General features: G+C 70.6%; 20 protein-coding genes. 12 read left to right on the top strand and 8 right to left on the bottom strand.

Translation table 11 applies throughout. From position 1 onward, the window contains the following. Nucleotides 1-23: 23 nt before the first annotated feature. Nucleotides 24-1286 carry an acetyl-CoA C-acetyltransferase gene (locus tag ACFQO7_RS23415; RefSeq protein WP_376808362.1) on the top strand — a complete coding sequence of 421 codons (1263 nt, stop codon included), beginning with the start codon at nt 24-26 and terminating at the stop codon, nt 1284-1286. 119 nt (nt 1287-1405) lie between these two features. Here the strand turns inward: ACFQO7_RS23415 and ACFQO7_RS23410 are convergent, their stop codons facing one another. After that, complete coding sequence (locus ACFQO7_RS23410) at nt 1406-2344, bottom strand: DUF559 domain-containing protein (protein WP_376808361.1); 939 nt, start codon at nt 2342-2344, stop codon at nt 1406-1408. A gap of 123 nt (nt 2345-2467) precedes the next feature. On the opposite strand from ACFQO7_RS23410, the gene ACFQO7_RS23405 reads away from it, so the two are divergent. Together ACFQO7_RS23405 and ACFQO7_RS23400 are read left to right on the top strand one after the other, a co-directional pair. Then, the gene (locus ACFQO7_RS23405; RefSeq protein ID WP_376808360.1) at nt 2468-2965 is read left to right on the top strand and encodes a SigE family RNA polymerase sigma factor; all 498 of its coding nucleotides are present in this window, start codon (nt 2468-2470) and stop codon (nt 2963-2965) included. After that, on the top strand, nt 2962-3696 hold the full coding sequence (locus tag ACFQO7_RS23400) for a hypothetical protein (protein ID WP_376808359.1): 735 nt from the start codon (nt 2962-2964) through the stop codon (nt 3694-3696). Before ACFQO7_RS23405 ends, ACFQO7_RS23400 begins: the two co-directional genes overlap by 4 nt. On the opposite strand, the gene ACFQO7_RS23395 is transcribed toward ACFQO7_RS23400, so the two are convergent. Both ACFQO7_RS23395 and ACFQO7_RS23390 read right to left on the bottom strand, forming a co-directional pair. Then, nucleotides 3697-4119, bottom strand: a complete 423-nt coding sequence (locus ACFQO7_RS23395; protein ID WP_376808358.1) for a PIN domain nuclease — start codon at nt 4117-4119, stop codon at nt 3697-3699. Beyond that, nucleotides 4116-4331, bottom strand: coding sequence for a type II toxin-antitoxin system VapB family antitoxin (locus ACFQO7_RS23390; protein WP_376808357.1), 216 nt, complete (start codon nt 4329-4331; stop codon nt 4116-4118). Before ACFQO7_RS23390 ends, ACFQO7_RS23395 begins: the two co-directional genes overlap by 4 nt. Before the next feature lie 95 nt (nt 4332-4426). Here ACFQO7_RS23390 and purB point away from each other — a divergent pair, with 95 nt between their 5' ends. After that, entirely contained in the window at nt 4427-5869 is a 1443-nt protein-coding gene (gene purB, locus ACFQO7_RS23385) for an adenylosuccinate lyase (protein ID WP_376808356.1), read from the top strand. A gap of 38 nt (nt 5870-5907) precedes the next feature. On the opposite strand, the gene ACFQO7_RS23380 is transcribed toward purB, so the two are convergent. Beyond that, entirely contained in the window at nt 5908-6342 is a 435-nt protein-coding gene (locus ACFQO7_RS23380; RefSeq protein WP_376808355.1) for a TM2 domain-containing protein, read from the bottom strand. 63 nt (nt 6343-6405) lie between these two features. Between ACFQO7_RS23380 and ACFQO7_RS23375 the strand changes: the two genes are divergently transcribed. The 6 genes from ACFQO7_RS23375 to ACFQO7_RS23350 all read left to right on the top strand — a co-directional run bounded on the left by ACFQO7_RS23375 (nt 6406) and on the right by ACFQO7_RS23350 (nt 12522). Continuing rightward, nucleotides 6406-7008, top strand: coding sequence for a TMEM165/GDT1 family protein (locus tag ACFQO7_RS23375; protein WP_376808354.1), 603 nt, complete (start codon nt 6406-6408; stop codon nt 7006-7008). A gap of 119 nt (nt 7009-7127) precedes the next feature. Further along, entirely contained in the window at nt 7128-7370 is a 243-nt protein-coding gene (gene purS, locus ACFQO7_RS23370; RefSeq protein WP_120317757.1) for a phosphoribosylformylglycinamidine synthase subunit PurS, read from the top strand. Continuing rightward, nucleotides 7367-8053: a phosphoribosylformylglycinamidine synthase subunit PurQ gene (gene purQ, locus ACFQO7_RS23365; protein WP_360523043.1), complete on the top strand. Its 687-nt coding sequence runs from the start codon at nt 7367-7369 to the stop codon at nt 8051-8053. Before purS ends, purQ begins: the two co-directional genes overlap by 4 nt. Continuing rightward, entirely contained in the window at nt 8050-10536 is a 2487-nt protein-coding gene (purL, locus tag ACFQO7_RS23360; protein WP_376808353.1) for a phosphoribosylformylglycinamidine synthase subunit PurL, read from the top strand. The genes purQ and purL overlap by 4 nt, the downstream gene beginning before the upstream one ends. A gap of 272 nt (nt 10537-10808) precedes the next feature. Next, nucleotides 10809-11327, top strand: coding sequence for an RNA polymerase sigma factor (locus tag ACFQO7_RS23355; protein ID WP_376808352.1), 519 nt, complete (start codon nt 10809-10811; stop codon nt 11325-11327). Continuing rightward, nucleotides 11320-12522, top strand: coding sequence for a hypothetical protein (locus ACFQO7_RS23350; protein WP_376808351.1), 1203 nt, complete (start codon nt 11320-11322; stop codon nt 12520-12522). The genes ACFQO7_RS23355 and ACFQO7_RS23350 overlap by 8 nt, the downstream gene beginning before the upstream one ends. Before the next feature lie 46 nt (nt 12523-12568). Here ACFQO7_RS23350 and ACFQO7_RS23345 read toward each other — a convergent pair whose 3' ends face one another. Next, nucleotides 12569-13225: a transglycosylase domain-containing protein gene (locus tag ACFQO7_RS23345; RefSeq protein WP_376808350.1), complete on the bottom strand. Its 657-nt coding sequence runs from the start codon at nt 13223-13225 to the stop codon at nt 12569-12571. A gap of 79 nt (nt 13226-13304) precedes the next feature. Then, nucleotides 13305-13742: a redox-sensitive transcriptional activator SoxR gene (soxR, locus tag ACFQO7_RS23340; RefSeq protein WP_376808349.1), complete on the bottom strand. Its 438-nt coding sequence runs from the start codon at nt 13740-13742 to the stop codon at nt 13305-13307. A gap of 50 nt (nt 13743-13792) precedes the next feature. Between soxR and ACFQO7_RS23335 the strand changes: the two genes are divergently transcribed. Further along, complete coding sequence (locus ACFQO7_RS23335; RefSeq protein WP_376808348.1) at nt 13793-14470, top strand: transketolase; 678 nt, start codon at nt 13793-13795, stop codon at nt 14468-14470. Between the two features lie 2 nt (nt 14471-14472). Then, a complete protein-coding gene (locus ACFQO7_RS23330; RefSeq protein WP_376808347.1) occupies nt 14473-15348 on the top strand; it encodes a transketolase family protein in 876 nt (291 codons plus the stop codon). A gap of 149 nt (nt 15349-15497) precedes the next feature. Here ACFQO7_RS23330 and purM read toward each other — a convergent pair whose 3' ends face one another. Both purM and purF read right to left on the bottom strand, forming a co-directional pair. Then, complete coding sequence (gene purM, locus ACFQO7_RS23325) at nt 15498-16640, bottom strand: phosphoribosylformylglycinamidine cyclo-ligase (RefSeq protein ID WP_360523019.1); 1143 nt, start codon at nt 16638-16640, stop codon at nt 15498-15500. 65 nt (nt 16641-16705) lie between these two features. After that, nucleotides 16706-18226 carry an amidophosphoribosyltransferase gene (purF, locus tag ACFQO7_RS23320; RefSeq protein ID WP_360523016.1) on the bottom strand — a complete coding sequence of 507 codons (1521 nt, stop codon included), beginning with the start codon at nt 18224-18226 and terminating at the stop codon, nt 16706-16708. Nucleotides 18227-18313 lie beyond the last annotated feature (87 nt).

Genomic DNA, 18313 nt, shown 5'->3' with positions numbered 1-18313 from the left:
AGGTCTGACACCAGGAGGCTGTTGTGACTGACAGAGTGCGCAAGGTGGCCGTGATCGGCGGCAACCGCATCCCGTTCGCCCGCTCCAACAGCCGCTACGCCCGAGCCTCCAACCAGGACATGCTCACCGCCGCCCTGGACGGCCTCATCGCCCGGCACGGCCTGGCCGGGCAGCGCCTCGGCGAGGTGGCCGCGGGCGCGGTGCTCAAGCACTCCCGCGACTTCAACCTCACCCGCGAGGCCGTGCTCGGCACCGGCCTCGACCCGGCCACCGCCGCCGTCGACCTGCAGCAGGCCTGCGGCACCGGCCTCCAGGCGATCAACTACATCGCCAACAAGATCGCGCTCGGCCAGCTGGAGTCCGGTATCGGCGGCGGCGTCGACACCACCTCCGACGCCCCGCTCGCCCTCAACGAGCAGTTCCGCCGTATCCTGCTGCGCCTCAACAACGCGAAGACGACCGGCGAGCGGATCAAGGCGGCGATGGCGCTGCGCCCGCTGCAGCCGTTCAAGCCCGAGCTGCCCCGCAACGCCGAGCCGCGCACCGGCCTGTCCATGGGCGAGCACGCCGCGATCACCGCCGAGCGCTGGGGCGTCAGCCGCGCCGACCAGGACGAACTCGCGCTCGACTCGCACCGCAAGCTGGCCGCCGCGTACGACGCCGGCTTCTTCGACGACCTGGTCACGCCGTACCTCGGCCTCACCCGCGACCAGAACCTGCGTCCCGACACCTCCCTGGAGAAGCTCGGCGCGCTCAAGCCCGTCTACGGCCTGCGCGGCAAGAACCCCACCATGACCGCGGGCAACTCCACGCCGCTCACCGACGGGGCCGCCGTCGTGCTGCTCGGCACCGACGAGTGGGCCGCCGAGCGCAAGCTGCCGGTGCTGGCGCACTTCGTCACCGCGCAGACCGCCGCCGTCGACTTCGTGCACGGCGACCCGGAGCCCGAAGGCCTGCTCATGGCCCCGGTGTACGCCGTGCCGCAGCTGCTGTCCCGGCTCGACCTGAAGCTCCAGGACTTCGACTTCTACGAGATCCACGAGGCGTTCGCCTCGCAGGTGCTGGCCACCCTGGCCGCCTGGGAGTCCAACGGTCTGGGCAGCATCGACCGGTCGAAGCTGAACGTCAACGGCTCCTCGCTCGCCGCGGGCCACCCCTTCGCCGCGACCGGCGGCCGCATCGTCGCCACCGCCGCGAAACTCCTCGCCCAGAAGGGCCGCGGCCGTGCCCTCATCTCCGTCTGCGCCGCCGGCGGCCAGGGGGTTGTCGCCGTCCTCGAACGCTGACCCACAGATCTTGACGGTTTGTGGCCGCCATAGCGACCACAAACCGCCAACATCCACACCCGCGCAGTGGCTGTCTCGCGATCTTGACTGGTTGTCGTTGTTATGGCTGCGATAAAGCGTCAAGATTTGCGGCTCTCGGGCCAGCCGGCGGCGGTGAGAGCGGTACGGAGGGTGGCGGCGATCTCGGCGGGGCGGGTGCGGACCTGGTGGGCGGAGAAGCGAAGGATACGGTCACCGCTGGTCCAGATGTCGTTCTGCCGTCGCATGTCAGCCTCCCAGTGGGCCGCCTCCATGTGATGCGCGCCGTCAACTTCGACATGCAGACGATATGCGCGCCAGTACGCGTCGCGGTAACGCACTCTCCCGCTCGCATCCACGCGCCGGTCCTGCAAGTCGGGCATCGGCAGCCGATGCCGTCGGCACAGCCGTATGAAGTCGATCTCAGACAGTGCGCCAGCGCCGCCCGCCGCGTCTCGCACGGTCGCACCGATCAATGCCCGCCGTGGCGCGCGAGGCACCCGCCCGAGCACTTCGAGCAACTCATCGGGTGTCACCAGACGCTGCTGGCATGCCGCGGCGACGATCGACTGCGCGATGTCGGGAAAGCGCGCCCAGGAGGCCGCGTCCACGACCGATCGGGCCATGGCGGTGCGCGGCGGCCGGGCCAGCTGGCAGTCCTGCTCCGGCAGGTGGGCGGGGCGGCGCACCCGCACTGCGGGCATGTCGAGGGGTAACCGCCGGTAGAGCCCTCCTGGGTGTCGCCCAGGGGGAACCGTCACGTCGATGCGGTCGTCACGGAACCGTCCCCGCAGTCCGCCTGCTTGCGCCGAGGCAAGCCCGGCGAGCCGTGCGCCCGGTCCCGCTGCCAGCACGGCGATCCAGCGCTGCTGGTCGACCGTGTACGGCCCGGTTCCAGCGACCAGGACGCCTCGGCAGACTGCCGTCCAGCGCCCGGATCGCACCCGATGCCGTACCTTGCCCGGTGTCAGCAGCGCACTCGCCTGCGCCCAGGTGAGCACGTTGCTCTGGGCGAACAGCGTCCACTCCAATTCCTCCATGACAGCAGCCTGGTCAGGATCTGTGCGGCAGGTGGTCGCGACTGCGACAACCGATCGCTCGGAATCCCGACCAAGGTGCAACCTCGCACCGTGTGAGGCCGGTCGGGCGGGTGGAGGTGAGGGATGACGAAGTCCGAAGAGGAACGGTTCCGGATGTTCGTCGCGGAGCGGATGGACCGCTGGCGGCGCACCGCGTACCTGCTCAGCCGGGACTGGCATACGGCGGACGACCTGGTGTCGATCACCGTCGGCAAGCTCTACCGGCACTGGCGCAAGGTCAGGACCGCCGACAATCCCGACGCGTACGCCCAGCGCGTGCTGACCCGCGCCTGGCTCGACGAGACCGCCCGCCCGTGGCGGCGCGAACGGGTCACGGCCGAGCTGCCGGAACGGGCGGCCTACGAGGCGCACGGCTTTCTGGACCGCGACGGCCTGAACGCGCTGCTGGGCTCGCTCGGGCCGGGCCAGCGCGCCGTGGTCGTGCTGCGGTACTACCTCGACTACTCGGTCGAGCAGACCGCCGAGGTGCTGGGCATCTCGGTCGGCACCGTCAAGAGCCAGTCCGCACGAGGCTTGGAGGCGCTGCGCCGCCAAGCCGTCCCGATGGGGGGTATGTCATGACACAGCAGTTGTTCGACGAGGTCATCGGTGAGGTCCCCGCACCCGGCGTGGACGTCGACCGGATCATCCGCCGGGAGCGGCGCGGCGCGGTGTCGAGGCGGCTGGCGGGAGTGTCCACGGGTGCCCTCGCCCTGCTGGCGGTGGGTGCCGTGGCGCTGGGCTCGGGAGCCCTGACCGGCGGGCCGGCGGCTCCGGTGGCGGTGCCGGCCACCGCCGCGCCCGGTTCCGGTGACCCGGTTCCGGTGCCCGGCTTTCGCCTGGTCTACGGCACGCCCGAGGAGGCCCAGGCCACCGCGGCTCGGCTCGCCGAGGAGTTCGACAAAGCGGTGCTGGCGGTCGTCCCGAACCGGGTCTGGATGTCGAGCGAGGGGGTGATCGTGCTGTTCAGGGCCAAGAACGGGAGCACAGAGGTCGCGCAGACCCTCTTCGCCGGCGGCGGCGACCTGTCCGTCGGCCAGCGCATGGGACACCTGCATCTGCAGGTGTCTCCCGTCGGGGTCGGCCCGTCCGCGAGGCCGGTCGAGACTGAGCGCCGGTTGATCGAGGGTGAGCTGTTGCAGGTCGTGACGAGGGTGTCGGTGCGCCTCGCGGACGGGCGGACGCTGCGGGTCCACGCGAGCAACCTGTACGGCGACCCGATCCCGACCGGACCGGTGCAGTCGGAGCCTCCGCTGACGGTGGGTCAGCTACAGGCGATCGCGCAGGCTGTCGCCGCGAAGGTCATCGCATAGTCAGCGGATGGTGCCGGGCGGAGCGAGCCACTGGGCGGGTTGCCCGGTGGCTCGCTTGATCACGTCGAAGTCCCCGTCGTAGTGCAGCACGGTCAGCCCGTTCAGCTCCGCGGCCGCCGCCACCAGCAGGTCGATCGGCCCGGCACTGCGGTGCTGACCCTTCTGCGTCAGCAGATCCTGCACCTGCGCGGCCCGGCGGTAGACGTCGTCAGGCATCGGCACCCAGGGGTAGGCGTCGTTCAGCAGCGCGACGATCTTCTTCCGGTCGACCAGCGACCTGGCGGCAAAGAGGAGTTCGAGTTCCGTGATCGGGCAGACCCCGACCAGTCCCTGTTCGATCTGCTGATCCCAGCCGAGGGCCGCCGAACCGGGTCGAAGCAGCCGCACCAGGGCACTGGTGTCGATCAGGTAGTCGACGGTCACGGCTTCGGACGATAGTTGTTCTTGTCCAAGAGCTCGTCGAAGTATCCGGATTCTGCCAGTTGCCGCAGCTCGTCCAGGGCTCGGGCGCGGCGAAGCCTAGCGGCCGACTCCCTGAGGGCCGTGTTGACGGTGTCCTTCTTGGTCTTCGTGCCGAAGACCTCGGCTGCGTCGGCGAGCAGCTGCTCGTCGACGTCGATCAGCATCTTCGCCATCGGCTCCCCCTCGCATCCGCGTATATACGCTCTGTCCTCCGAGTATATACGCGGCCGCACGGCCTCGCCAGGGAAGGCGATCGCTGCGTGCGAGAATGAGGCACGTGACAAAGCGCCCGCACGTTCCGAATGTCCTGGCCACCCGGTATGCCTCCGCCGAACTGGTGACACTGTGGTCGCCCGAGGAGAAGGTCCGCGCCGAGCGGCGGCTCTGGCTCGCGGTGCTCCGCGCGCAGCGTGATCTGGGCATCGCGCTCCCGGACGGCGTCATCGAGGCGTACGAGCGGGTGCTGGACACCGTCGACCTGGACTCGATCGCGCAGCGCGAGCGGGTGACCCGGCACGACGTGAAGGCGCGCATCGAGGAGTTCAGCGCGCTGGCCGGGCATGAGCAGATCCACAAGGGCATGACCTCGCGCGACCTCACCGAGAACGTCGAGCAGCTGCAGATCCGCGACTCGCTGCTGCTGATCCGGGACCGGATCGTCGCCGCGCTGACCCGCATGGCCGCCCGCGCCGCCGAGTACGACAACCTGATCATGGCGGGCCGCTCGCACAACGTCCCGGCCCAGGCCACCACGCTGGGCAAGCGCTTCGCCAGCGCCGCGCAAGAGATGCTCATCGCGTACGAGCGCCTCGACGAGCTGATCGCCCGCTACCCCCTGCGCGGCATCAAGGGACCGGTCGGCACCTCGGCCGACCAGCTCGACCTGTTCGACGGCGACGCCGCGAAGGTCGCCGAGCTGGAGCGTCGCGTCGCCGGGCACCTCGGCTTCGGCCGGGTGCTGGACAGCGTCGGCCAGGTGTATCCGCGCTCGCTGGACTTCGACGTGCTCACCGCGCTGGCCCAGGCGGCGTCCGCGCCGTCGAGCCTGGCCACCACGATCCGGCTGATGGTCGGCCAGGAGCTGGCCACCGAGGGCTTCAAGCCCGGCCAGGTCGGCTCGTCGGCGATGCCGCACAAGATGAACACGCGCTCCAGCGAGCGGGTCAACGGCCTGGCCGTGATCGTGCGCGGGTACGCGAGCATGGCCGGCGAGCTGGCCGGCGACCAGTGGAACGAGGGCGACGTGTCCTGCTCGGTGGTGCGCCGGGTGGCCCTGCCGGACGCCTTCTTCGCCCTGGACGGCCTGTTCCAGACGTTCCTCACCGTGCTCGACGAGTTCGGCGCGTACCCGGCCGTCATCAACCGCGAGTTGGACCGCTACCTGCCCTTCCTGGCCACCACGAAGGTGCTGGTCGGTGCGGTGAAGAAGGGCGTCGGCCGGGAGACCGCGCACGAGGCGATCAAGGAGCACGCGGTCGGGGTGGCGCTGGCCATGCGCGAGCGGGGCCAGGCCGACAACGACCTGTTCGACCGGCTGGCCGCCGACGCGCGGCTCGGCCTGTCCCGGGCCGAGATCGACTTGCTGGTGGCGGACCGCTCCGCGTTCGTGGGTGCGGCGTCGGCGCAGGTCGCCGCGATCGTCGCGCAGGTCGAGAAGATCGCCGCCCAGCACCCGGCCGCGGCGGCGTACACCCCGGGCGCCATTCTCTGACCTCCGGTGGCAGCGCCCGCAGCGTGCGGGCGCTGCCGTCAGGAGCGCAGCGGGCGGCCCTGGCCGTCGACGGGGTTACCGGCCATCAGGATGATCCCGTCGATGACGAACCAGAGCCACACCGCGGCGTAGATGAACAGCGGCAGGATCAGGAAGATGCCGCACCAGAAGGACGCCCAGCCCACCAGCGTCGCGCCGAGTTGCAGGATGCCGAGCGTGGTGTGCCCGGCGTAGAGCCGGCCGATGCCGCCGAGCCCCAGCAGGAAGCCGGGAAGCATCTGCAGCAGGCCCGCCACTACCTTGCTCTTGTCGGACACGGGCGGCCCGTAGCCGTAGCCGCCCGGCACGCCGCTGTAGGGCTGGACGGCCGCGCTCGGTCCCCAGGAGACAGGGGCCGCGGGCGGCGGGGCGGCGGGCAGTGCGTACGGGTCGGCCGCGCGGTACGGGTCGTCAGCCGGGGGCGGATATGTCATGTGCTGACCGTATCGAGTCCGTCCTGGCCACGCGGCCCCCCATCCGGCTGAGAAGATCGACCCGTGGAGTTCCTTACGGCGCTTTTAGTCGCGTACGTCGCTATCGTTCCGGTCGAACTGCCGGACAAGACGTTCGTCGCGACGCTGGTGCTCAGCACCCGCTACCGGCCGCTGCCCACGTGGCTCGGGGTGGTCGCGGCGTTCGGCGTGCAGTGCGTGATCGCGGTGGCGTTCGGCGCGCTGCTGACGAAACTCCCGACCCAGCCGGTGCAGCTGGTCGCCGCCCTGCTGTTCGCCACCGGTGCGGTCGTCCTGGCCCGAGGCGCGAAGAAGGCCGACGCGCAGGAGAAGGAGCAGGAGGCCGAGTTCGAGGCCAAGGCCGTCGAGCCGAAGCGGGGCTGGCGGGCCGCGGCGGCCAGTTTCGCGGTGCTCTTCACCGCCGAATGGGGCGATCTGTCGCAACTGCTGCTGGCGGGTCTGGTGGCCAGTGGGCGGCCGATGCTGCCGACGTTTCTGGGCGGATGGCTCGGTCTGGCGACGGTTTCCGGACTCGCCGTGCTCCTCGGGCGCTGGCTGTTGAAACGGGTGAAGCTCTCGGTCATCCGTTACGTCGGCGCGGGGGTGTGCGCGGTCCTCGCGGTCGTGACCTTGCTCTCAGCTCTGTGAAAGCAGTGAACTCCTGGGGGTTTTGGCGCTCCCCTGAACAAGGGGCGAATCAGCCGACCGGTAATCTGTGCATGCCCGTGGCGGACAGGCAGACATAGAAAAAAGTCAGGAGTTTCCCCGTGGCTCGCGTCGTGGTTGACGTCATGCTTAAGCCCGAGATCCTCGACCCGCAGGGGCAGGCCGTCGCGAACGCGCTGCCCCGCCTGGGCGTCAATGACGTCGCCTCAGTGCGTATCGGTCGTCGTGTGGAGATCGATTTCGCTGGAGATGCCGACCTGGAGAGGGCTCGCGAGATCGCGGACAAGCTCCTCGCCAACCCGGTCATCGAGGACTACGAGATCCGGGTAGTCGAAGCAGCATGAGCAAGATCGGTGTGGTGACCTTCCCCGGTTCGCTGGACGACGGGGACGCGGCCCGTGCCGCGCGCATCTCCGGAGCCGAGGTCGTGCGGCTCTGGCACGCCGACCCGGACCTGCACGGCGTCGACGCCGTGGTGCTCCCGGGCGGCTTCTCCTACGGTGACTACCTGCGCTGCGGCGCGATCGCCCGGTTCGCGCCGGTGATGGAGACGATCGCCGACGCCGCCCGCGGGGGCATGCCGGTCATGGGCATCTGCAACGGCTTCCAGATCCTCTGCGAGGCCCACCTGCTGCCCGGCGCCCTGACCCGCAACCAGCACCTGCACTTCCGCAACCGCGACCAGTGGCTGCGCATGGAGAACTCCTCGACGGCGTGGACCAACCACTTCACCGAGGGGCAGGAGATCCTGATCCCGGTGAAGAACGGCGAGGGCTGCTACGTCGCCGATCGGCGCACGCTGGACGAGCTGGAGGCCAACGGCCAGATCGTCGCGCGCTACATCCGCGGCAACCCGAACGGCTCGACCCGCGACATCGCGGCCATCCGCAACGAGGCCGGCAACGTGCTGGGCATCATGCCCCACCCGGAGCACGCGGTCGAGGCGCTGACCGGCCCGTCCCTGGACGGCCTCGGATTCTTCTCGTCGGTGCTCAAGCACCTGGCCGACGCTAAGGCGGCAGCATGAACGACATCTCGATCGACTCGGTGAAGAACGCCGAGGCGACGCCGGACGAGCTGCAGCCCTACCTGGAGCTGGGCCTCAAGGACGACGAGTACCAGCGGATCAAGCAGATCCTGGGCCGCCGGCCGACCCAGTCCGAGCTGGCCATGTACTCGATCATGTGGAGCGAGCACTGCTCGTACAAGTCGAGCAAGGTGCACCTGCGCCAGTTCGGCGAGAAGGCTCCGCCGTCGGACCGGATGCTGGCCGGCATGGGCGAGAACGCCGGTGTCATCCAGATCAACGAGAAGATCGCGGTCACCTTCAAGGTCGAGTCGCACAACCACCCGTCGTTCGTCGAGCCCTACCAGGGCGCGGCGACCGGTGTCGGTGGCATCGTGCGCGACATCCTCGCCATGGGCGCCCGCCCGATCCTGGTGATGGACTCGCTGCGCTTCGGCGCGGCCGACCACCCGGACACCCAGCGGGTGCTGCCGGGCGTCGTCGCGGGCGTCGGCGGCTACGGCAACTGCCTGGGCCTGCCCAACGTCGGCGGCGAGGTCTTCTTCGACGAGTGCTACCAGGGCAACCCGCTGGTCAACGCGCTCAGCCTCGGGGTGCTGCCGGTCGACGGCCTGCAGCGCAAGGAGGCCGACGGCCCCGGCAACATCGTGGTGCTGATGGGCGCGAAGACCGGCCGCGACGGCATCGGCGGCGTGTCGGTGCTGGCCAGCGCGACCTTCGACGACGAGTCGCAGCAGCGCCGGCCGAGCGTGCAGGTAGGCGACCCGTTCACCGAGAAGCTGCTCATCGAGTCGTGCCTGGAGCTCTACGCGTCGAAGCTGATCGTCGGCGTGCAGGACCTCGGCGGCGCGGGCCTGACCTGCGCGCTCACCGAGACCGCCGCGTCGGCGGGCACCGGCATGGACATCCAGCTGGAGAAGGTCCACCTGCGTGAGGCCTCGATGGAGCCGCACGAGATCCTGGCCAGCGAGTCGCAGGAGCGCATGCTCTTCATCGTGGAGCCGGCCAAGCTGGACGCGGTGCTCGGCATCGCCCAGCTGTGGGGCGTCATCGCCACGCCGATCGGCACCGTGACCGACACCGGCCGGGTCCGGATCACCTTCCACGGCGAGACCGTGGTGGACGTGCCTCCGGGCAGCCTCGCCGACGACGGCCCGGTGTACGCCCGGCCGCTGCGTGAGCCCGCGGACCTGATCCTGCTGCAGGCCGACCGCGCGGAGACGCTGCCCCGCCCGCACCACGACTTCCAGCTCAAGGACACGCTGCTCAAGCTCGCCGCGTCGCCGAACCTGTCGGACCGCAGCTGGGTGACCGAGCAGTACGACCGCTACGTGCTGGGCAACACCGTGCTGGCACAGCCGGAGGACTCCGGCATCGTCCGCCTCGACGAGGAGACCGGTCTCGGCGTCGCGCTGTCGCTGGACTGCAACTCCCGCTTCGCCCGCCTCGACCCGTACGAGGGCGCGAAGCTGGCCCTGGCCGAGGCGTACCGCAACGTGGCCGTGACCGGCGCCGAGCCGGTCGCCGTCACCGACTGCCTCAACTTCGGCTCGCCGGAGGACCCGGCGGTCATGTGGCAGTTCGCGGAGGCCGTGCGCGGCATCGCCGACGGCTGCCAGGAGCTGGGCATCCCGGTGACCGGCGGCAACGTCAGCTTCTACAACCAGACCGGCGCGGTGGCGATCCACCCGACCCCGGTCGTGGGTGTGCTCGGCGTGCTGGAGAACACGGCGCAGCGCATCCCGATGGGCTTCAGCCACACCGGTGACGTGCTGGTGCTGCTGGGCGAGACCGGCCTGGAGCTGTCCGGCTCCGAGTGGGCCTGGGTCGCGCACCGGCACCTGGGCGGCCGCCCGCCGAAGGTCGACTTCGCGCGGGAGCAGGCCATCGCCGGCTTCATGCAGAAGGCCGCCGAGACCGGCCTGGTCCGCTCGGCGCACGACCTGTCCGACGGCGGCCTCGGCCAGGCGCTGGTCGAGTCGGTGCTGCGCAAGGGCATGGGCGCGACGGTGACCCTGCCGGTCGACATCGAGCCGTTCGTGTCGCTGTTCAGCGAGTCGGCGGGCCGGGTGCTGATCTCCGTGCCGGTCGGCCACCGCCAGGCGTTCGAGACGCTGCTGGCCGAGCACGAGCTGCCGGCGACGATCCTGGGCCAGGTCGAGGACGAGGGCGCGGACCTGACGGTCATCGGCCACGGCGAGGCGGGCCGGTTCACGGTGTCGCAGGCCGAGCTGCGTGAGGCCTTCACCGGCACGCTGCCGCGGCTGTTCGGCTCGAACGAGCCGGGCGCGGCCGCCGCACCGGCGGTCGAGACCGTGACCGTGGTCGAGACGCTGGCCGTGGTCGAGACCGCGGCGGGTGTCGAGGTCACCGAGACCGTGCTGGTCGAGGCTCCGGCGGCGCTGCTCGCCGAGGGCGAGCCGGCCGAGCAGCCCGGCGAGGTCGCGCAGGCCGACGACGAGGGCCGCCGCACCGAGGGCTGACCCCAAGCACCATCTGATCCGGGTGCCGTTTCCGCTGTCCGCAGCGGAAACGGCACCCGCGTCGTTTCCGCCGCCGGGACCCCCATGATCGTTGGACTTGGCTGGCAGTCGTGCGTATCTTGAACCCCCATTCGGCCAGGTGCCGGGCAAGTCGAACGATCATGGTGCGTCGGGGGCCCCGGCTCGGAAAGATCTTCGCAACCTTCAGGGCGTATGCGGCGTGATGTCGCGACGGGCCGACGGGGCCCGCCAGGAGGGGAGAACGGGGATCGATGGCCCCTTATCGTGACGACGGTCCGGGCCGCCGGGTCGATTTCGAGGAGTGCTACGCCGCGCATTTCCACAGCCTCACCCTGCAGCTCAACGCATACCTCGGGAACCTGAGCGAGGCGCAGGACATGGTGCAGGAGGCGTTCGTGCGGGCGCTGGCCCGATGGGACACGATCGCGCAGTACGGCGACCCGCCCGCGTGGGTGCGCCGGGTCGCCTGGAACCTCGCGACCAGCGGGTGGCGACGCCGCCGTACCGCGCTGAACTTCCTGCGCCGCCAGCGCGAGGAGCACGTGCCCGCCCCGGGACCGGACCGGGTGGCGCTCACCCAAGCTCTGGCCGCGCTGCCCGACGTGCATCGGCGCGCGTGCGTGCTGTTCTACATCGCCCAGCTCACCGTCGCGGAGATCGCCGAGCAGGAGGACGTCGCCGAAGGCACCGTCAAGTCCTGGCTGCACCGCGGCCGGGCCGCGCTCGCCGCCCAGCTCACCGAGGCCCGGAAGGAGCACGATCATGTCTGAGTACGAGCACGACGACGTCCTGTGGTCCGCGGTGGACTCTTACCGCGCCGACACCGATCCGCTGATCCGGCCGACGGGCACCGCGGCGGCGTACGCCACGGTCCGGCACCGCAAGCGGGCCCGCTCCGTCGGCGTCGCCGCGAGCGCGCTGGTCGCGGTGCTGGTGGGCGGTGTCGCGATCAGCGCGCTGGGTGGGCCGGGGCCGACGGGGCCGACCCCCGGGAACACTGCCGGCACCTCGCCGACGGCGAGTCCCAGCCCCACGACCGACCCTTCGCCGCTTCCGGTCGCGACCGGCGGCGCGCTGCACGGGCTGGCGGACGCGGTGCTGGACCTGCCCGCCCGGAAGGTCTCCGGCGAGGACTGCCCAACCGGGCCGAAGCAGTTCCGGGACGGCAAGGCCGGTGCGAAGGTCTGGATCGACAGCGCCGTGCAGACCGACCTCGACGCCGACGGCACGCCGGAGCAGGTCGCCCTCATCTACTGCCGTCCCGGTGAGATCCCGCTGGGCCAGGTGGTCGCCTTCCGCCGCGACCGCGACGGGTTCACCACACTCGGGGTGGTCGTGCAGGTCGAGACGCCGCTCGCGCTGCCACCGCAGCAGACTCCGATGACGGTCGAGCGGATCACGAAGCTGGCCGGAGACTCGTCCGGCGAGATCCAGGTCGAGGTGGGCAACCTGGAGACGACCTACAGCGACCTGTCGGGCGGGCCGATCGGGCTGTACCAGTGGCGCTCGTACCGCTGGAACGGCTCGGCGTTCGCACAGTCGGGCGGCTCGCCCTCGTTCATGGCGGACACGGATCTGGTGCCGCAGAACGCGGTGCTGTCCCGCCCGGACGTCAGCCCGATTTCCGGCGGCGGCACCCAGGTCGAGGTGAGGGTGACCGTCGAACGCGTGTCGTCGGCGCTCGCCCCGGTGACGGTGCTGGTGTCGGTGGCGAACGCGCCCGGGGTGACGGTCGTGGGCGAGGCGGCGAGCGCGCCGCGGGTCGCGGGCGAAACCTGTGCCGAGGGCGCGCAGCAGTGGGTGCGATGCGACGCCGACCGAGGCCACCCCTATGCGTTCTTCACGTTCCGGCTGACGCTCCCGGCGGGGATGACGATCAGCGAGCTGCGACGCGATCTGGGGGACAGTTGGATCTACGTCCGGATCGGTGACCAGGAGCTGGCACGCCTGGCGGCCACGCTCTGAACCCCGGTGCGGCGGCTGCGGTCACGGGGCCGCAGCCGCCGCCCGCTCACCGCTGGATCGTCTTGGGGATCACCAGGCGAGCGCGCTCGCCCGCGGTCAGCCAGCCGTGTTCGACCATGGTGTCGAGCACCCGGTTCCAGGCGGCCGCGACGTCACCCGGGTCCGGGTCGAGGTGCACCCCGAGCAGCGCCGCCTCGGTGACGGTGAGGTCGCGCGGGTGCTTGCCGAAGTACAGCATCGAGGCGTCGACGAGCCCGATCGCGCCCTGGCCGTAGTGCGCGGTGTTGAGGTAGAAGTCGAGCAGCTGGGCCTTCGTGTACCAGCCCTCCAGCTTGTGCGCGCCGACCCGCACCCGCCAGCTGTCCAGGTCATCCCACGACGTCCCCATCGCGACGACCGTGTACCGCTTGGTGAGGTAGGTCGACGGCCACATGATCTCACCGGACTGCTGGTGGAAATCCGGGTCCACGGCCGCCACGAGCACATCGGCGACGCCTGGCCGCAGGTTCTCCGCCCGCACCTGGGTGGAGCCCGGCTTCTCCCGCGGGATGGGCACACTGGCGTAGTAGTACTCGGCCAGCCCGAAGGTGACGCCCAGCAGGAGCAGCAACGCCACCGCTCCCATCATCAGCCGGTGCAGGCCGCGCTGTGACGACGGCGGCATGGCGCCTGCCGCGGACTTCGGGAGTTCGACGAGGGTCATTCCGACAAGGTAGGCGCATCGATGAACATCCGCAGTCCATAAGCGACGCCCGATCGGGTGCGAGCGGCACGGCCGGGGGTCAGCCCAGCAGTTTGCGCGGGCCGGAGCCCTGTGCGGCGAGTTCGTCGCCCGGGTTGTAGAGCCGGCAGGACTGCAGGGAAAGGCAGCCGCAGCCGATGCACCCGTCGAGCGTGTCGCGCAGCCGTTCCATCAGCGCGATCCGGTCGTCGAGTTCGGAGCGCCAGCGCGCCGAAAGCCGGGTCCAGTCGGCCTTGGTGGGCGTACGGCCCTCGGGCAGCTCCTTCAGTGCGTCGCCGATCCGTTCCAGGGACACCCCGACCTGCTGCGCGATCCGGATGAACGAGACGCGGCGCAGCTCGCTGCGCTCGTACCGCCGCTGGTTGCCGCTGGTGCGGGTGGAGCGGATCAGCCCGCGTTCCTCATAGAAGCGCAGCGCCGACGGGGCCACCCCGCTGCGGGCCGACAGCTCGCCGATGGTGAGCGTCACCGGTTTCACGCATCCCCCGTACTTGAGTTCAAGTGCACTTGAACTTGCAGGCTACTCCCATGACGGTGCTGGATGTCGAGCCGCTGCTGCGGCGGTTGACCGGGGACGAGAAGCACGCGCCGAGCGCGTTCTCGACCCTGGACGTGCTCTGGGTGCTCTACGACCGGGTGCTGCGGGTGGACCCGCGCCGGCTCGACGACCCCGACCGGGACCGGTTCCTGCTCTCCAAGGGGCACGGGCCGGCCGCGTACTACGCGGTGCTCGCCGCGAAGGGCTTCTTCCCGGACGGCTGGCTCGATGATCTGGCCGGCGCGGACAGCCCGCTCGGCCACCACCCGGACCGGCTGCGCGTGCCCGGCGTGGAGATCAGCTCCGGCTCGCTCGGGCACGGCCTCGGCCTGGGCGTGGGCACCGCACTCGGCCTGCGGGCCCAGGGTCGGCTGGAACCGAGGGTGTACGTCCTGCTCGGCGATGCGGAACTCGACGAGGGCAGCAATCACGAGGCGATCGCTTACGCGGGCGCCACCGGCCTCGACGCGGTCACCGCCATCGTGATCGACAACCGGAGCGCCTCGCACGGCTGGCCGGGCGGCATCGCGTCCCGGTTCGCGGTGCACGGGTGGACGGCGGTCACCGTCGACGGGCGCGACCACGACGCCGTCGCGGCCGGGTTGGGCCAGGCCAGGGAAGGCGCGCCGCACGTGGTCGTGGCGGTCGTCGAGACGAAGGGGAGCTGATCATGAGGCAGGCGTTCATCGACACGGCCACCACGCTGATCGAGGAGGACCCCCGCACCGCCCTGGTGTTGGCCGACATCTCGGTCGCCGCGTTCGAGGAGGCGGCGCTCAAACACCCCGACCGGATCCTCAACGTCGGCATCCGCGAACAGCTCATGATCGGAGTCGCGGGCGGCCTGGCCCTGACCGGGCTGCGCCCCATCGCGCACAGCTACGCGACCTTCCTGGTCGACCGCGCCTACGAGCAGATCAAACTCGACCTGGCCCACCAGGGCACGGGCGCGATCCTGGTCAGCGTCGGCGCGTCCTACGACGGCTCCTCCGCGGGCTACACCCACATGTCACCGATGGACGTGCAGCTCATCGACACCCTGCCCGGCTGGACCGTGCACGTCCCCGGCCACCCCGGCGAGGTCGCCCCGCTGCTCACCGCGGCCGCTGCCCACGACGATCCGGTCTACCTGCGCCTGTCCACCCAGACCAACGACATCGCGTACGCCGACGCGCACCTGCTGCGCCCCGTGCGCCATGGCACGAAGGCCCTGGTCGTAGCGGTCGGCCCGATGCTCGCCCCCGTCCTGGAGGCGACCCGGGGCCTGGACGTCACCGTGGCGTACACCCACACCCCCCGCCCCTTCGACACCACCGGCCTACGCGCTCTCGCTCATTCCGGCAACGTTGCCCTGATCGAGCCCTACCTGGCCGGCACCTCGGCCCACGTGGTGTCGTCGGCCCTGGCCGACCGCCCCCACCGCCTCCTCAGCCTCGGCGTGACCCGCCGCGACCTCCACTCCTACGGCACCCCCACCGACCACGCCCGCCACCACGGCCTCGACCCCGCAGCCCTGCGAGCCTCCCTGACCACCTGGCTCCCCTGACCCAACCCCGCGAACCGCCCGCCCCAAAGCAAGATCGCGACGATCTTGCGTGAACCGTTGGGGATATGCCCTGTTCGGGCGTGTCATCCCCGCAGCTCGCGCAAGAATCGTCGCGATCTTGGGTGGTGCGGTGGTGAGAGGGGCGGGGGTTAGCCGCGGGTGTGGGAGCCGAGCATGTGGACCTGGCCGGTGCCTTCGATGATGTCGCCGACGTGCCAGCACTCGACGCCGCGGCCCGTGAGGAGGGCCATGGCGCGGTCGGCGTCGGCGGCGGAGACGACGGCGAACATGCCGACGCCCATGTTGAAGGTCGACTCCAGGTCGTGCTGATCGATGCGGCCCTTGCGCTGGATCAGGTCGAAGATGGGCTGGGGGGCCCAGGTGGAGCGGTTGACCGTCGCGTCCAGGTGCTTGGGGAGGACGCGGACCAGGTTGCCGGGGATGCCGCCGCCGGTGACGTGGGCGAAGGCGCGCACGTCGCACTCGGCGATCAGGCTCAGGCAGTCCTTGGCGTAGATCTTGGTCGGGGTCAGCAGCTCCTCGCCGAGGGTGCGCTGGTCGCCCAGGTCCTCGATGACCGAGTCGAGCTTCAGCCGGGCCTGGCCGAGCAGCACGTGGCGGACCAGCGAGTAGCCGTTGGAGTGCAGGCCGGAGGAGCGCATGGCGATGACGACGTCACCGGGCTGCACCCGCTCGGCGCCGAGGATCATGTCCTCCTCGACGACACCGACACCGTTGGCCGAGAGGTCGTACTCGTCCGGGCGCATCAGGCCGGGGTGCTCGGCGGTCTCGCCGCCGAGCAGTGCGCACCCGGCGTAACGGCAGCCGTCCGCGATACCCGCGCCGATCTCGGCGATCCGGTCCGGCACGACCTCGCCGCAGGCGATGTAGTCGAGCAGGAACAGCGGCTCGGCACCACAGGCGACCAGGTCGTCGACGACCATCGCGACCAGGTCGATGCCGACCGTGTCGTGGATGTTCATCTGCTGCGCGATGGCCAGCTTGGTGCCCACGCCGTCGGTCGACGAGGCCAGCACCGGGCTCTTGTACTTCGAGGTGTCGAGCTTGAACAGGCCGGAGAAACCACCGAGCCCGCCCAGGACCTCGGGCCGGTGCGTACGCGCGACCTTGTCCTTCAGCATCTCCACGGCCTTGTCACCGGCGTGGATCGACACGCCCGCGTCGGCGTAGGTCACGGTGCGGCGGCGGTTGGTGCTGCCCTCCGCCGTCCACAGCTGACGGTTCCCGTTCTCCGGTTGCCCGGACACGGGGCGCTCGGTCACGTGGGTCACGGTATTTCTCCTCTTTGTGCGCGGCACCGTTCAGGGAAGGGTCGGTGGTGCCGTGACGAGTGGTACTAAGACCGGCTCAGCTCCGTGGACGGGGCTGCGGCCTGGTCGCCGCTGAGCTCGTCGGACTCGACCCGGCGGCCGACCCCTTCGAGCACGTGCTTGCCGATCAGGTTGCTGGCCGGCAGCTTGATCGGGTATTCGCCGTCGAAGCAGGCCCGGCACAGGCGGTTCTTCGGCTGCTCGGACGCAGCGATGAGCCCTTCGAGCGACACGTAGCCGAGCGAGTCGGCACCGATGGAGCGGCGGATGCCCTCCATGTCCATGCCGTTCGCCAGCAGTTCGGCGCCGGTCGCGAAGTCGATGCCGTAGAAACACGGCCACTTCACCGGCGGAGAGGAGATGCGCACGTGCACCTCCAGCGCGCCCGCCTCGCGCAGCATGCGCACGATGGCGCGCTGCGTGGTGCCGCGCACGATGGAGTCGTCGACCACGACGAGGCGCTTGCCCCGCACGTTGTCGCGCAACGGGTTGAGCTTGAGGCGCACGCCGAGCGCGCGGATGGTCTGGGAGGGCTGGATGAAGGTGCGCCCGACGTAGGCGTTCTTCATCAGGCCCTGGCCGTAGGGGATGCCGGAGGCCTCGGCGTAGCCGATCGCGCCCGGGGTGCCCGACTCGGGCACGGGGATGACCAGGTCGGCGTCGACCGGGTGCTCGGCGGCCAGCTTGCGGCCGATCTCCACCCGGGTCGAGTACATGTTGCGGCCGTTGATGGTCGCGTCCGGCCGGGCCAGGTAGACGTACTCGAACAGGCAGCCCTTGGGGTCCGGGGCGGCGAAGCGCGAGGAGCGCAGCCCGTACTCGTCGATGGCGATCAGCTCGCCGGGCTCGACCTCGCGGACCACGGACGCGCCGACGATGTCCAGCGCGGCCTGCTCGCTCGCGACGACCCAGCCGCGCTCCAGGCGGCCCAGCACCAGCGGCCGCACGCCGTGGTGGTCGCGCGCCGCGTAGAGGGTGTTCTCGTCCATGAAGACGAAGCTGAACGCGCCCTCGACGGTCGGCAGCACCTCCATCGCGGCGGCCTCGACCGACAGGTCCGGGTGCCCGGCCAGCAGCATCGTCACCAGGCTGGTGTCGTTGGTGGAACCGCGGCTGTCCATGCCGAGGTCGGCGGCGCGGCGGGCCAGGTCGGCGGTGTTCACCAGGTTGCCGTTGTGGGCCAGCGCGATCGTGGTGCCCGAACTGGTCGACTGCAGCGTGGGCTGGGAGTTCTCCCAGGTCGAGTCGCCGGTGGTCGAGTAGCGGGCGTGCCCGATCGCGAGGTGCCCGCGCAGGCTGGCCAGGGTCGGCTCGTCGAAGACCTGGGCGACCAGGCCGACGTCCTTGTAGACCACCACGCCGGAACCGTCGCTGACCGCGATGCCGGCGGCCTCCTGGCCGCGGTGCTGCAGCGCGTACAGGCCGAAGTAGGTGAGTTTGGCAACCTCTTCACCAGGGGCCCAGACACCGAAGACGCCACATGCGTCTTGCGGGCCTGGCCGGTGGGGGTCGAGTTCGTGGCTCAACCGGCCGTCGCCTCGGGGCACCCTGTTGCTCCTTGCGCTTGTCGCTTCAGTAGCTGCCTAGATGCCCTGCTCGGTGAGCCGGCATCGGTGGTGTGTGTCGGCGTCCGG

Origin of the sequence: Catellatospora aurea, assembly GCF_042663325.1 — a bacterium.
GTDB classification, from domain to species: Bacteria; Actinomycetota; Actinomycetes; order Mycobacteriales; family Micromonosporaceae; genus Catellatospora; species Catellatospora aurea.
Note: the sequence above shows the minus strand (reverse complement) of the source record. Positions and strands in the feature narration are given on the sequence as shown.